At 66.5% G+C, this 13,333-nt stretch carries 11 protein-coding genes; 4 read left to right on the top strand and 7 right to left on the bottom strand.

Annotation, left to right across the window (positions count from 1 at the left end; genetic code table 11):
* Nucleotides 1-1,858 precede the first annotated feature (1,858 nt).
* Nucleotides 1,859-2,566, bottom strand: a complete 708-nt coding sequence (gene aqpZ, locus LZC94_04505) for an aquaporin Z (protein WXB16541.1) — start codon at nt 2,564-2,566, stop codon at nt 1,859-1,861.
* 42 nt (nt 2,567-2,608) lie between these two features.
* Entirely contained in the window at nt 2,609-3,190 is a 582-nt protein-coding gene (locus tag LZC94_04510) for an AgmX/PglI C-terminal domain-containing protein (protein ID WXB16542.1), read from the bottom strand.
* On the opposite strand from LZC94_04510, the gene LZC94_04515 reads away from it, so the two are divergent.
* Complete coding sequence (locus LZC94_04515; GenBank protein ID WXB16543.1) at nt 3,189-3,914, top strand: phospholipase; 726 nt, start codon at nt 3,189-3,191, stop codon at nt 3,912-3,914. The genes LZC94_04510 and LZC94_04515 overlap by 2 nt on opposite strands.
* Here LZC94_04515 and LZC94_04520 read toward each other — a convergent pair.
* The 5 genes from LZC94_04520 to LZC94_04540 form a co-directional block, all read right to left on the bottom strand.
* Entirely contained in the window at nt 3,882-4,622 is a 741-nt protein-coding gene (locus LZC94_04520) for a hypothetical protein (GenBank protein WXB16544.1), read from the bottom strand. The two genes, LZC94_04515 and LZC94_04520, sit on opposite strands and share 33 nt — an antisense overlap.
* 9 nt (nt 4,623-4,631) lie before the next feature.
* On the bottom strand, nt 4,632-5,582 hold the full coding sequence (locus LZC94_04525; protein ID WXB16545.1) for a hypothetical protein: 951 nt from the start codon (nt 5,580-5,582) through the stop codon (nt 4,632-4,634).
* A 125-nt stretch (nt 5,583-5,707) separates the two neighbouring features.
* Nucleotides 5,708-7,234 (bottom strand): serine/threonine protein kinase, encoded by a 1,527-nt coding sequence (locus tag LZC94_04530; GenBank protein WXB16546.1) that lies wholly within the window; start codon nt 7,232-7,234, stop codon nt 5,708-5,710.
* A 188-nt stretch (nt 7,235-7,422) separates the two neighbouring features.
* Complete coding sequence (locus tag LZC94_04535; protein WXB16547.1) at nt 7,423-8,874, bottom strand: oligosaccharide flippase family protein; 1,452 nt, start codon at nt 8,872-8,874, stop codon at nt 7,423-7,425.
* A 33-nt stretch (nt 8,875-8,907) separates the two neighbouring features.
* The gene (locus LZC94_04540) at nt 8,908-10,065 is read right to left on the bottom strand and encodes a hypothetical protein (GenBank protein WXB16548.1); all 1,158 of its coding nucleotides are present in this window, start codon (nt 10,063-10,065) and stop codon (nt 8,908-8,910) included.
* A gap of 98 nt (nt 10,066-10,163) precedes the next feature.
* On the opposite strand from LZC94_04540, the gene LZC94_04545 reads away from it, so the two are divergent.
* The 3 genes from LZC94_04545 to LZC94_04555 all read left to right on the top strand — a co-directional run bounded on the left by LZC94_04545 (nt 10,164) and on the right by LZC94_04555 (nt 13,286).
* Entirely contained in the window at nt 10,164-11,054 is an 891-nt protein-coding gene (locus LZC94_04545) for a 1-acyl-sn-glycerol-3-phosphate acyltransferase (GenBank protein ID WXB16549.1), read from the top strand.
* Nucleotides 11,055-11,092: 38 nt separating this feature from the next.
* Nucleotides 11,093-12,064 carry a tRNA-dihydrouridine synthase gene (locus tag LZC94_04550; protein WXB16550.1) on the top strand — a complete coding sequence of 324 codons (972 nt, stop codon included), beginning with the start codon at nt 11,093-11,095 and terminating at the stop codon, nt 12,062-12,064.
* A 391-nt stretch (nt 12,065-12,455) separates the two neighbouring features.
* The gene (locus LZC94_04555) at nt 12,456-13,286 is read left to right on the top strand and encodes a hypothetical protein (GenBank protein ID WXB16551.1); all 831 of its coding nucleotides are present in this window, start codon (nt 12,456-12,458) and stop codon (nt 13,284-13,286) included.
* Nucleotides 13,287-13,333: the final 47 nt, after the last annotated feature.

The following is a 13,333-nucleotide window of genomic DNA, read 5'->3' on the forward strand; positions in this document are numbered from 1 at the left end:
ATTGACGCATCGAGCTGCGGAATCGTGCACAATGGAAAGACGGGAAGGCGACCTGGTTACCCAGGTCGCCTTCGAGGAAGTTTCGGATTCGCGAGCGGCCGATGCGCGCGGCTCTCTCGTGACATGCGTGACATGACAGTTGCGGGAAGGATCGTTCGTTCGTCATCCGCACGCCGCCGGCCGAGGTTCTCGGGGAAGCTCGTTGCACCTCGCCACGTTTTCCGGGGGGACGCCATGGGCGTGGAGAACGTGCAACGGAACATTTGCGGATCAGAATGAGCGACCTCGCGCCGGTAGCGATGCATGGGCGCGGTGGTCGCAAACGACCCCAGGAGCGTGCCAAGTGATGCTCATGGGGTCGTTCGGGCCATTCGGAACGTACCACCTGCGGACCAGCACCCGTGCTCTCGGTTTTCGAATCGCTTTTCGGCGCATCCGTGGCCAAATCGCGGGCGGCGCAAACGAGCGACGCGCGACCTGGTGCGATGGATGCTCCGTTGCGATGCGAAGGGACGGCGCTTCACGGCGCCGTTTTCCCGCCTCGGCGGGTCGCCTCGAAACGAGCCTGGTTGTTCGCCAGGCTCGTTCGGTTTGCGACTTCGCACGAGGGCATCCCGTCGCCCTTCGGGCACGCGTTTTCCCGTCTGCAAGCCCGCAAGCCCACAAGAAGGAGAAACGGCGTGGCTTGTCAGCGTCCCACGAAGGATCGAGGGTCGCCTTCTTCCGAGGACCAAGATCGTTTGGCATGGAGCCTCGTGAAAGGCTCCGCGCGTGCGATCCGAGATGCCTTCCCTCGGAGGGGATGGAGATGGCCCCTTGGGGTGGGGAGCTCCCTTGCCTCCGAGTTCTGCAACACGATGCGACGCACGGGCACGACCGATTGAGCCGCTGCTCCTCTCCGGCCCGGGGGAGGCCCCGAGACGTGGGATGAGAACCATGCTCTTGGTGCGAGGGCCTGTCGCCTTCGAAGTGCCTCAAAGGTTCGAAGGACGTTTCCCAAGGCCATCGCGAGGCTGCGGGCCATGACGCAAATACCATGTGCGGCAATGGGTATTGGCGTGCTTCCCGCAGCGGCATGGGCCGCGGATCCCGGACGGAGGACGTGTCGCTAAGGCACGTTCCCCCCGGCGGAGAATCCGCGAGCACCCCCCAAATGAGATACGACCAAGCTGGCCGGGCTACCTCGATGGGAAGATGCTTGGAACCGATCCGTAAGTGTTCGCGCAGAGGGGATTTCTCCCCGGAAGATCGCTCTTCTTGGGTTTTCGCCTACTGCGCTCGACCGACCCCCTGCCTGAAAGATAATGGGATGACAGAAGATGACAGCTGAAACCGTAACCCCATTAAAATAGAATCAGCCGGGGGATCCGCGCCTGTTTGACCCGCATGTTGAACGTGCAAAACGTAAATGCGTAGCCCGATGGAACGGACCCTTGCCCGAGTCCTGCGCGGGATCTCGGGGTTGGGTGGGTGGATGACGAACCATCGCAGCGCCCGGAACGGTCACGACGAACAGCGGCTCGCGGTTTCATGTGCCGCGAACTTCTGGGTGCACTTATCCAATGAATGGAGGAACGATGCAAACGAAAAAGTCAAAACAATGGCTTTTTTTAGTCCGCAGGTTATCCACAATACTGTCCACAGTATGCCCATTCGGGTGTGGGAGCGCTTGCGCGCAAACAGGAAAAATCGCGATGAATGGCCGCGAATTCATCGAAGTGCGCGGATCAAGTGTGCCGTGTGAACTTTGTGTCATCCTTTCGAAATGGCATTTGATGAACCGAGAAGAACTTCATTTGAGCCATTCGCTTCTGCCACGAAGTGGTATCGTCGCTAGATCCGCGCGGCAGTTGGTCATTTAGTCTTCGACCGATTTGTGGCTCACGGGTTCGTCGTCCTCGAGAAAGCGGTAGATCAGTGCACCGAAAATGGCGCCGATGACCGGGGCGACGATGAAAAGCCAGAGTTGTTCGAGCGCCCAACCGCGAACGAACAGCGCGGGGCCGATGGAACGTGCCGGATTCACGGAGGTATTCGTGATGGGAATACCGATCAAGTGAATCAATGTCAGCGCAAGTCCGATCGGAAGGCCGGCGAAACCGGATGGTGCTCGCTTGTCGGTTGTCGCCAGCACGACGAAAAGGAGCAGGGCGGTGAGCACGATCTCGGCCAGCAAGCCGGCCAGAAGTCCGTAGCCGCCGGGCGAGTGCTCGCCGTAGCCGTTGGCGGCGAGGCCCTCTTTGAGGTCGTATCCGAAGGTGTGCCCGTTCGCGATGGCGAAGAGAACGGCTGCAGCGGCGATGCCACCCAGGATCTGGGCCACGACATAGCCTGCGAGATCCTTCTTGTCGGCTCGGCCGGCGAAGATCAAACCGACCGTCACGGCGGGATTGATATGGCATCCGGAGATCGGCCCGATGGCATACGCCATCGTGAGAAGCGTGAGGCCGAACGCGATCGATACGCCGAGGACCCCCACGTTCTTCGCGTCGAGAACGGCGGTCCCGCAACCGCCGAAGACGAGGACGAACGTTCCGATGGCCTCAGCCACATATTTTTTCTGCATGATCCGCTGTACCGCGGACCATCGAGCCAGAAAAGATCCTGGCTATTTATTTCCGTAGGTCTTGCTGACGATCACGCTCTTCGACTTGCATGCCGCGCCGTCGAACGGGGTATCGCGGACCGCCTTGACCATGCATTGAACGACACTGTCGCCAAGCTCGGAGGTGCCGGTGGGCTTCACCGAGGTGACCTTGCCCACCGTGTTCACGGAGACGCTGACCCGGACGGTGCCCGAGAGCTCGGGGTTCTTCTTTTTGCCCTCCTGGTAGCACTTGTTGAAGAGGGGCCGAACCTTCTCCTCGAACGGCAAAGCCGACTTGCTGCACTCATCCGGCATGTCGGAGCCCGACGAAACCGTGCCTGCCGCGTCGCCCGTGCCCGTCCCCGCCGCAGGAGCCGGCGCCGATGTCGCCGAGGTCGGGGCGCCGGCATCGGTGGGATCGCTGGCCGATGCGGTCGCGGGCGCTGCGGGCTCGCCCGCGGTCTCGTGTTTGTCGCCCTCGGGTGCGGCGGGGGGCGACGAGCTCGATCCGCCGCAGGCCGCGAGCGCGCACGAAGAAAGCGCGATGAGCACGGATGCGATGCCAGCACGACCGCCACGACCGGAGTACAGTCTCGCCTTCATGAAAGACGGCATGCTAGCAGGACTTCACGTCCGATGGGTCGGCGGAGACGACGGCGACGGGGGAGGTGATGGCCCGCTGGTCGTGCTTCTCCATGGTTTTGGTGCGCCGGGCGACGATCTCGTTCCATTGGCCGAGGAGATCGCGGCGCCGCCCGGGACCCGGTTCCTCTTCCCCGTCGCGCCGATGTCGCTCGGGCCCGAGTACGGCGGAGGGCGCGCGTGGTGGCCCCTCGATATTTTGCGCTACCAGCTCGAGGTGATGCAGGGCCGCGGGGAGGCGCTGACCTTCGAGGTGCCGGAGGGGGTGGAGGACGTGCGCGCCAAGGTGGTGGCGCTCCTCGCCGTCATCGGGACCGAGGCGCTGCCGGCGCCGAGGGATGGGAAGGTGTTCCTGGGCGGCTTTTCGCAAGGCTCGATGGTGGCGCTCGATGCGGCGCTCCATACCGATGTCCCGCTCGCCGGCGTGATCCTGCTCTCGTCGGTGCCCATCGCGCGGCACGCGTGGAGGGCGAATTACGCGTCGCGGCGCGGGCTCCGCGTCCTTCAGAGCCATGGTGATCAGGATCCGCTCTTGCCGCTCTTTCTCGCCGAGGCGCTTCGCGACGAGTTGAAGGCGGCGGGGATCGATGTGACGTGGGTCCCGTTTCGGGGCGGCCACACCATCGCGCCCAATGTCATCGATGCCGTGGGCTCATTCCTCGGCGGAGCGCGCGCCGAGCGGTAAACAGATGCCGCCGACGCAGCGGGTGCTGGGCGCGCACGGCTTTCCGCAGCCCCCGCAGTGCTTCGCGTCCTCCAGCAGCGACGTTTCGCATCCATTGCGCACGTCGCCGTCGCAGTTGCCGAAGCTGGGGATGCAGGCGATGCCGCACGCGCCTTTGTCGCAGGTGGCGGTGCTGTGCGCGCCGGCGACGCAGGGCTTGCAGGCGTCGCCGCACGCCGTGGGATCGCTCACGGCGAAGCACTTCATGGCGCACGCGTGGTAGCCGGCGGCGCATTGGAGGCGGCAGTCGCCGTCGCGGCAGACGCCCTCGCCGTGCTGGGCACCCGGGCAGATGCGGCCGCACTCTCCGCAGTGCGCGGCGTTGGTCTTTGGATCGACGCACTGGTAGCCGCAGAGCCCCGAGGCTTCGCGCGGGCAGCCGCTGGCGCACGAAAAATGGCCGTCTTGCTCCGACACGCACAAGGGCGAGGAGGCGCCGCACGCCGTGGTGCACCCGCCGCAGTGCGCGGGCTCGGAGAGGCGCGCCTCGCAGCCGTCGCTCGCGTCGCCGTTGCAGTCGGCGAAGCCTTTGGCGCAGGCGCTGGTCTCGTGATCGTCGCCTTCGCCTTTGTCCAAGGTGCCCAGCGCGTCGCCCCGTTCATTGCCGAGGACGATGTTGCAGCCGATTCCGAGCACCAGGCCGAGGAACGCCAAGACGGAGCGCCGCATGGCCGTCGCTCACCAGCGCCCCTGTAGGTGGAGGCCCATCGTGCGCTGGCCGACCATGGGCGTCGCGTGCCAGCCCGCCTGCGACGCGCGCGCCTTGGGCGCCGTGGCGAACAAGATGATGCCGCCCACGAGCGCGGCGCCGCCCATCGCAAAGGCGAGGGTCGAGTACGTGCCGTTCTTGAGCGCGTCGTCGCGCAGGGCCAAGCCGTCGTCGTCGCAGCGGTTGTCCGCGTTGCAGTGCGGGCTCGAGTCATCGCGCTTGGAGCGGGAGGTCAGCCCGAAGTAGGTGCCCGCGCCGATGCCGATGAGGCCCGCGGCGCCCACGACGATGCCGATGGTGCGCTGCGTGCGGCCGGGGTGCGGATCCTCGGCGGCCTCTCTCTCGTTCTTGTCCTTGTTTTCGCTCGCCGCGGCCGCTGCCGCCGCGAGCGCGGCGGGATCGTCTTGAAGCGGCGGGATCTCCACGGTGGCGGTGGCGCCGTCGGGGGCCACGCGCACCACCTTTTCCCATGTCTTCTTTCCGGGCGCGGTGGCCACCACCCGGTGCTCGCCCGCGTCGATGGGGATGGGCGTGCCCCACTGGCCTCGCCCCACCTCGAGCGTGTCGCGCGTGATCTTGACGGGTACGTCGCTGGCGCGCACCGAGATGATCAGCTTCGACAGCTTTGGCTCGAGCGCCACCGCGCGATCGCGCGCGACCTTTTCGCGGGCGGATTGCCCCGCCGCTTTGGCCTCGCCGGCCACATTGAGGAAGACGGCCCACGCGCTGGCGGTGCGCCCGGTGCGCTCGTAACAGTTGGCCAAGTTGAACTGGGTGCCGATGCCGGGATCGAGCTTCTGGCTCTCCTCGAGCTTTGGACACGCTTCGGCCCAACGGCCTTCGGCCATGAGCTTCTTGGCCTCGTTGAACAGCGCTTGCGCCGCCGGCGCATCGCTGCCGGCGTAGGCGGTGCTGGCCATGAGCACGAGGCTCGCGCCCAACAAGCTACGAAGGGCACGATGCGCACGAGCGGTGCGAGCGGCACGAGAGAGAAGGGAGGGGTGGCGCTTCATGGGTGCTCCACGCGGGTTCTGTTGCGACGTTCTTACTTGCGCTCTTCGAACAACGTTTCAGAGCCCGCCGGCGCCGGAGTGGGGCTCGATGCCGAGCTCGGCGCGGGCATGGACTCCGATGACCCCGTCGAGGTCGCCGTCGCCGATCCATTTGGACGGGTCGAACGGGGCTTCTTGGTCGTGCTGGAATGCTTCGCCGCCGTTGAATCGGCCGGCGCGGCTGGAGCGAGCGTGGGTGCGGTCGCCGGGCTCGGGGCCAGTGTGCTCGGGGCCGCAGCCGCGGGCGCGCTCGCGCTCCCATTCGCGCTCGCGGTGGATTCGTTGGTGGGCAGCGCAGGCGCCGCCGGCGCGGGCTGGCCTTCCCACGACAGGACCGGCGTGGGAGCTGGCGCCACCGCAGGGCGCGATGGCTCTTGCGCGTGCCGCAAGGCAAACAAAGCCGTGATGGCGCCGCAGGCCACGATGGCGCTCGAGCCAAAGGCGATGCCCACCATCCGCGCGAGGCTTCGCTTTCGGGGCGGGCCCGGCCTCCACGTGGGATCGGTGGAGCCCCACGCGGGGGCCTCGTCGATGGTTTGCCCCGAGATGCGACCGTAGGTGGTGGTCGCGGTCTGGAAGATCCCCATGATGCGGTTGGCCGAGGCCCGCCCCGCCGGGGTCCCGAACTCACGCAGCGCCGCCGCGAGCTCGCCGAGGTTGGCAAAGCGATTCGATGGATTTTTCTCCAAGCAGCGCAGGACCACCGCCTCCAGCTCGGGCGGTACGTCGGGGCAGATGGAGGTGAGCGGCGGGGCCGGTGTTTGAAGGATCTGCGCGCAGATCTCCGGCATGGTGTCGGCGTCGAACGGCGGGCGGCCCGAGATGAGCTCGTGCAGAATGGCGCCGATCGCCCAAATGTCCGCGCGCATATCGACATAGGCCGACGCGCGCATCTGCTCGGGCGACATGTAGCGCGGCGAGCCCATGATGGAGTGGCCCGTGAGCCCGAGATCCTTCCCCGATCGCATGGCCACGGACGGTGAGAGCTTGGAGATGCCGAAGTCGAGCACCTTGATCCACGGCGAGCCATCGGCCCTGCGCGTGAGAAAGAGGTTCGCGGGCTTCAGATCGCGGTGAACGATCCCGAGCTGGTGCGCCTCGGCGATGGCCTCGCCGGCCTGCAGCAAATAGTCGACGGCGGCGGGCACCGGGAGCGGACCATTGGCCGTGAGCAGCGCATCGAGATCGCTTCCAACCAGGTACTCCATGACGAGGCACGGGGTGCCATCGTCGAGCGTGCCCACGTCGAAGGTGCGCACGACGTGCTCGCTGCGGATGCGGGTCGCGGTCTTCCCCTCCCGCAAAAACCGCTCGACCACGTCGGGCCGGTCGACCCAGTCCGTGCGCAGGACTTTGATGGCGACCCAATCTTCGAGCTGAAGGTGCTCCGCAGCGTAGACGACGCACATCCCGCCTTCGCCAAGCACCCGTTCGACTCGGTACTTGCCAACGAGCACATCGCCGCTTCGGGGCAGGGTGCGCATCACAGGCTCGCGCGTCTCTTGGGACGTGCTCAGCATGACGGAACGGTCTCGCTTTCTCGAGCTCGGCGTAAGGAGCTATCGCTGCCCAAATAAGCGAATTCTGCGCCACTACGAATCCACGGTCTGACACACGTGTAGCACCGCCTCGCCCAACCCCCGGCGGGCAGGCTTGGCTGTGGTGAATTGCCACGCCTCCGCCGTTGTGTGCGCGCGGTGGCGCACGCTCACCCGCGGCGAAGGGACGTGCGAAGGAGCCCGACGAAATCGGTCGCCGTCTTTCGCGCAAAGAGGAGCGCGCCGCCGATGTACCCGATGCCGCCGGCGAGGATCTCCACCACCAGGCCGACCCCGCGGATCGAAATGTGGAGCTCGCGCATGCCGTAGCGCACGGCGAGCACGGCGGCGACCAAAGGAACGCACGCGAGCAGGGGGCCCACGCACGAGGTGACCAGCGACGTGACCGTGACATTGTCTGCGCGCGAGACCACCACCATGCTGGCGAGAGCATGGGCCGCGAACGCCACACCGACCGCCACGCAGATCCAAAGCGGCCCCGCGCGGCCGATGAGGGCGATGCAACCCAAGAGCGACGCGACCTGAAAGAGGCCGAGCCACATCAGCGGACGGGTCATCTCGCGCGCGACCAAATACGAGCCAATCGTCCAGCCCACGGGGCGCGCCACCGAGAGCGCGGCCAGCAAGGTCAGCATGGGACCAACGTTTTGCCACTCCTTACGAAGCAGGGTGGCGATGGCGGTGTTGGCCACCGCGCCGAGCCCGACGGCGAGCGGAAAGACCACCAGCGCCAGCAGCGCGGTCGAGCGCACCAGGGCGCGCTTTCGCTGCTCCAAGGACATGTGCGCGAAGGATGGGAGCAGCACATCGCCGATTTGCTCCCCCACCTGCACCGCGGGGATGTCGGCCAGGTTGTACGCCAGGTTGTACTCGCCCAGGATGGTGGGCCCGAAGAAGCTCGACACCAGCAGGTTGTCCCAGCGCCTCGCCGCGAACCCCGCCGAGGCGTTCACCGAGAAGGGGAGCCCGAACTTCAACATGGCGCGCGTGGTGTCCTTCGAAAAGGGCGCGGGGGTGAGCCAATCGCGGCGATCGACGGCCATGCAGAGCATCGCGCACCGAAGAACGCTGCGCGCGATGTTGGCCAGCACCAAGCCCATGCCGCCCAAGCCCAAGAAGGCGAGCGACACCGAGGCCACGCTGTAGGTCACCTCGCCGGCGGTGCGCGAGAGGCCGATCACGCGAAAGCGCATGTCGCGCGCGAGCAGGCGTTCGGGCATGAAGGCGACCCGGTCGAAGATCGCGGCCAGCGCCAAGCCCGGAACGTACTGCGCCATGGCTGGGGCGCTGAGGAGGCCGCCGAAGCGCTCGCGAAAGAGCGTGACGATGCCGATGGCGATGAGCCCCAAGGTCATGTGGAAGACGGTCGCGTGCCACGCGACATCGCGGCCCGCCGTCGGCTTGGCGATGACGTACTGGCCCACGCCGATGGTGGAGAGCTGCATCGCGCTCAGGATGAGCACGGACGCGTCGGACACCTCGCCGATGACCTCGGGGACGAGGAAGTAGGTGATGGCGAGCGTGCCCACCAAGCCGATCGCACGCGATCCGACGCTGGTTGCGATGGTCCAGCTCGCACCGCGCACGGCCTTCGAGGTCAATCGCTCGGCGGAGATGTCGTCACCCTCGGGGAGCTATCTTGCCACTTTCCGTCGGTCCGTGGGGCGACCATCGTTCGTGGTGCGTGTCGAACTTCGTCGGCCTTGGCCTTTTGCAGCCAGCTCGACCTGAGGCTCTGGCGCAACGAGGGTGGTGGCTCGCCGGCGCAAGCGCAGACCGCGCGCGCGGGATCCACCGCCCTCCAAGGCGGCGAGCTCGCTTCGATCCTCGGCCGTCGCGCGATCGCTCGCGCAGATGCGCCGCCACACGGCGAGCGCTTCGGCCACCTGATCTTGCTTTTGGAGCTTTCGTGCGAGCGCGCGAAGCGCCTCGGCGACCGCCTCGGGATCGGCGTCGCGCACGATGTCGAGCAGCGGCTCCCAGCCGCGCTCCCCGGTGCCAAAGCGGCTCATCGCCCGCTCGAGGAGCTTCTCCCGAAGCGGCGCGGGGACCTTCTTGGCGTTGGGCCGCAGCACGTTGCGCATCAACCACGCGCGATCGGCGTCCTTCGTCTCGAGCAGCGCCTCGGCCAGCGGGGCCACCGCGTCGTCATTTCCCGTGAGCGCGCCCGCCGCAAACTCCGCGCGGCGCCGATCGAGGGTGCGCACGACGTCGATGAGCACGCGCGTGCCGTGCGGCGCTTTGCGGCGCCCTAGTTGGTCGATGACGAAGCGCGCGCGATCGAGCTCGGGGTGCGCCACCAGCGCGGCCAGGCTCTCGGTGGCCTCGGGCGCGAGCTCCAACCCCGCCAATGTCGTCAGCGCGCTTTGCGCGAGGACGCGATCGGTGCCCGACGCAATCTCGATCAGCGCCTCGGTCACGTGGGCCTCCGCGTGCTCGCCCGACGCCCCCGATGACGCGACGAAGGGCGCGCCCGGCTTGGCCCCCGAGCCTGCCCGCTCCTTGCTCGACATGGTGACCACGAGGCGCAGGGCGGTGAGCGCGTCCAGGCGCACGTGGGGGGCGAGCAACGCATCTTTGGCGCAGACGGCCAGCTCGCGCGCACCGATGCGCGACAGCGCGGAGACGGCGTGGCGCTGCAGGGTGGGCACGTCGCTGGAGAGCGCCCGCAACAGACCGTGGATCACGTCGGGGCCGCTGGCGCAGAGCTCCCCCAATACGATGACGGCTGCCATCTGTCGTTCGAGCGATTCGTCGTGGAGTAGCTTGGTGATCTTCGCGATGTCGCTCACGGGGCTGCCTATAACAACAGAGTCACGCGCAGTCCGGACACGCGCAAGTCGAAAACCGCACGTGTTCACTTGGCTCGATCGTAAAGTGAGATCCCCCCATGATGGAAGACCCCGTGCCGTCCCACGAAATCGCGCAACCTCGTGGCGCTTCGCGTCGAACCGAGCCGCTCGACCTTCTGCGCGAGGGCGAAGGTCTCCTGAGCCCGCTCGAACGCGGCCAGATTCGCTTCATTCGCAAAAGCCTGGAGCCGGGAAACCTCGACAGCTCGCTGCGTTGGTTGCAACGCCACATCGGCGCGAACTGGATCGAAGCTAGCATCCGAAACCTCCGGCACGTGTACGGCACCGAGCGCATGCCGCGCTTCGACCCGGCCAAGAGCTACGTGCTGGTCTCGAACCACCGCAGCTTCTTCGATCTTTACGTGGTGACCGGCTACCTCGTAAAGCGCGGGCTGCCGCATCGGATTCTTTTCCCCGTGCGCTCGAATTTCTTTTACGATCACCCGTTTGGCCCGGTGGTGAACGGCGTCATGAGCTTTTTTGCCATGTACCCGCCGGTGTTTCGCGATCGAAAGCGCCAGGGGCTCAATCTGGCGGGCATCGACGAGACCGCGTCCTTGCTCCAGCGCGGTGGTGTCTTCGTGGGCTTGCACCCCGAGGGCGCGCGCAACCGCACGGACGATCCCTACACCTTGCTGCCCGCCCAGAGCGGGGTGGGGCGCATCATCCATCGCGCGCGCGCCACCGTGATCCCCGTCTTCGTCCATGGTCTCGGCAACGCCATCGTCTCGCAGATCGCCTCCAACGCCACCCGGACGGGCCGCAAAGTCGTCGTCGTGTTCGGTCGCCCGTTGGAGCTCGACGACCTTTTTAAGGAAGCGCCCAGCCCCCGCGCCTTCCGCCGCGTCTCCGAGCGCGCCCGCGACGCCATTTCCGCCTTGGGCGAGGAGGAGCGGGCTTTGCGGGCCCAGTTGGAGGGCTCGCGCTAGCGTCTCGGCCCACTCCGCGCTAGGAATGCGCCGGCCCGATGCCCCAAACCGTCTCCGAGCTCCTGCGAAATCGCCCCATCGTCCTCGCCCCGATGGAGGACGTGACCGACGTCGTCTTCCGCCGTTTGTGCCGCGCCCAAGGGTCGACCATCGAGGTGACGGAGTTCGTCAATGTGGAGGGCTTGCTCCGCGGGTGCCGCAACGCGCGCCGAAAAATCTCCTTGGCCGAAGACGATCGGACCACCGCCATTCAAATTTACGGCTCCAACCCCGAGCGCCTGGCCGAGGCCGCGCGGGTGGCGGAGGCGGCCAAGCCCCTGTTCCTCGACATCAACTGCGGCTGCTGGGTCCCCAAGATCGCCGGGCGGGGCGCCGGCGCGGGTTGGCTGCGCAACCCGGATGCCATGGTGGCCATGGCCAAAATGGTGGTGCAGAGCGTCTCCTTGCCGGTGACGGTGAAGACGCGCATTGGCTACGGGCCCGAGTCGGATATGCCCATCGTCGATCTGGCGCGCCGGTTGGAAGATGCGGGGGTGGCCGCGCTCACCATCCATTGCCGAACCGCGCAAATGGGGCACAAGGGGGCCGCCGATTGGACATGGGCCGCCAAAGCCCAAAGCGTCGTATCGATTCCGGTGATCGTGAATGGCGACGTGCGAAGCGCCGACGATGCGGAGCGCGCGCTGGGGGAGACCCACTGCGCCGGCGTCATGGTGGGGCGAAGGTCCATCGAGCACCCGTGGGTCTTTCGCGAAATCGCGGGACGCTTCGCGGGCCGCGATGTCCCGCCGCCCACGGTGAGCGAGCGCTTGGCGCTCTGCCGCGAGCACTTGCGCGCCAATGTGGCCTTCCGCGGTGAGCCTTACGGCGTCCGCGTCACCCGGCGCCATCTATCGGGCTATCTGCACGGCCTCCCCGGCGCGGCCTCGATGCGCCAGCGTCTGATGCAATGCGATTCCCTCTCCGAGTGCATCGATTTCCTCGAAGAGAGCGAGGCGCGCGCCGCCTAGTTTCTAGGCGTAAGCGCGCAGTCATGTGATTGGGGAAAACGCATTCCCATAGGTTGATCGTCCTTGTTTCGTTTGTGTCCAAACCGAACTTTCGGCGGACCAGGACGATCCGTGCATCTTGCGGGCCGGAAGAGGCATGCGCAGGGTTTCCCACTTTCGCGGACTTTAGCTGCGGAAGAAAATCCATCTGCGACCGTAAACACGAATGGACGCTTCTTTCTCCGCATCCAATTCGCATCGCCTATCTCGTTCCAGGTAATGGAAGATCCTTCCAGGGTCATTCAACCACTTGGATCCGGGTAGGGCGGAATGGGATCGGGGTCCTCGCCGGGGAGACTTCGTTATGCATCAATCGTTTCACAAATACACGTTATCCATGGGTATTCTGATCATGGCTGGCTCGATCGCCGGCTGCGGTGGAAGCCCCAGCCCTGCGCCGGTTTCCGTGGCCAACACCACGGAGCCTGCGGTGGAGGCGCCCGCACCATCCACCTCCACGGAGCCCAAGTCGGATGGCACCCACGCGTCCGTCGAAGCGGCCGTCCCGGCGTCCGCGACCTCCGCCACATCCGCGACATCGGCGAATGCCGCCACGTCGGTCAGCTCGGCCTCCGAACCGGCCCGCGAGTCGGGTCCCCTTCCGACCACCTGTACGGTCCAGGGATCCCGTAAGGCATGCGTTCCCGACGCGGAGTTTGCAAAGCGGCTTTGCGGCAGTGAGTACCCCGATGTGGCGCTCTCGCTCTTCTCACAGGGCACTCCGTTTACGCGGGCCTATATGACCCGCGACGTCGATGGCTGGAACGCCGGCGGCGGGCGCACCCGTCGCTCGAAGCTCCTGTTCGACGAGGAGGTGCTGGTCGTCGCCCATCGCAAGGCGAACCCCAATGGCATCGTCATGGTGGCCGCCAACGGAGACACCGGCTCCTACGACGTGCTCCGATGGGACGGATCGTGCGCTTCGGTCATGGCCGAGGAGATCACCATGTCCAAAGCGCCGAAACCGAAGCGATCCACGATCCCCTGGCGGCACCTGGAGGAGTCGACGAAGAGCGCGCTGCTCGCCGCGCCCAAGATCAAATCCGGCTACGACGCCTGGAACAAGGCGTGCGACGGCAGCGACGCCGCCAAGTGCACCAAGGCCGAGGCGGCCCTCAACGCCGCCATCGTCGACCATGTTCGCGCGAGCAAGTCCTTGCCTTCGCCGTCCCACAGACCCTGAGCGCGGGTTCGGTTTGGTGCTCTAGCGCAGAGCAACGTTTTCGCCGG

It is taken from the genome of Sorangiineae bacterium MSr11954, from assembly GCA_037157815.1.
Classification (GTDB): Bacteria; Myxococcota_A; Polyangia; order Polyangiales; family Polyangiaceae; genus Pendulispora; species Pendulispora albinea.

Coding starts and splice junctions, on each gene's coding strand:
- aqpZ (WXB16541.1), bottom strand. CDS start 2,566: ATGCAGAAAAAATATGTGGCTGAGGCCATCGGAACGTTCGTCCTCGTC.
- LZC94_04515 (WXB16543.1), top strand. CDS start 3,189: ATGAAAGACGGCATGCTAGCAGGACTTCACGTCCGATGGGTCGGCGGA.
- LZC94_04510 (WXB16542.1), bottom strand. CDS start 3,190: ATGAAGGCGAGACTGTACTCCGGTCGTGGCGGTCGTGCTGGCATCGCA.
- LZC94_04520 (WXB16544.1), bottom strand. CDS start 4,622: ATGCGGCGCTCCGTCTTGGCGTTCCTCGGCCTGGTGCTCGGAATCGGC.
- LZC94_04525 (WXB16545.1), bottom strand. CDS start 5,582: ATGGCCAGCACCGCCTACGCCGGCAGCGATGCGCCGGCGGCGCAAGCG.
- LZC94_04530 (WXB16546.1), bottom strand. CDS start 7,234: ATGCTGAGCACGTCCCAAGAGACGCGCGAGCCTGTGATGCGCACCCTG.
- LZC94_04545 (WXB16549.1), top strand. CDS start 10,164: ATGATGGAAGACCCCGTGCCGTCCCACGAAATCGCGCAACCTCGTGGC.
- LZC94_04550 (WXB16550.1), top strand. CDS start 11,093: ATGCCCCAAACCGTCTCCGAGCTCCTGCGAAATCGCCCCATCGTCCTC.
- LZC94_04555 (WXB16551.1), top strand. CDS start 12,456: ATGGCTGGCTCGATCGCCGGCTGCGGTGGAAGCCCCAGCCCTGCGCCG.